We start from the raw sequence: 463 nt of genomic DNA, 5'->3' as shown, positions 1-463 counted from the left end.
GTATGATATTTCTTCAGGACTTTTAAGAAAGTGGATTAGGATGTATAATGCCAATATAGAACTTAAGGATTACAATCCAAAACAGGGGGTCTATATGGCAAAAGCAAGACGTAAAACTACTATTGATGAGCGTAAAGAGATTGTCAATTATTGTATTGAACACAATCGCAATTATAAGGAAACGGCGTCACTTTATGATGTTTCTTATAGCCAAGTGTATTCGTGGGTGAAAAAGTATGATAGTGATGGTGAAGAAGGTTTAGTTGACAAAAGGGGTCATCACAAACTAGATGATGAGGTTGATGAATTAGAACGTTTACGAAGAGAAAATGTGCGCTTAAAACGTCAGTTAGAAGAAAAGGATATGGCTGTTGAACTCTTAAAAAAAGTGAAAGAATTCGGAAGGATGTGAGGCTAGGGAAACAGCGCCACGAATCAAAATACTTAGCGATTGAAGACTTCA

The 463-nt window shown here is 36.3% G+C and carries 1 protein-coding gene; it reads left to right on the top strand.

The window, feature by feature from the left end; all coding sequences use genetic code 11:
- A partial coding sequence (locus tag HMPREF2697_RS00160) for a helix-turn-helix domain-containing protein (RefSeq protein ID WP_142350066.1) occupies window positions 1–412 on the top strand: 412 nt, incomplete at its 5' end.
- Window positions 413–463: the final 51 nt, after the last annotated feature.

Origin of the sequence: Streptococcus sp. HMSC064D12 (genome assembly GCF_001837205.1) — a bacterium.
In the GTDB taxonomy this organism is placed as follows: Bacteria; Bacillota; Bacilli; order Lactobacillales; family Streptococcaceae; genus Streptococcus; species Streptococcus salivarius_D.
The sequence above is the reverse complement of the archived record's forward strand: the minus strand, read 5'-3'. Positions and strand labels throughout refer to the sequence as shown.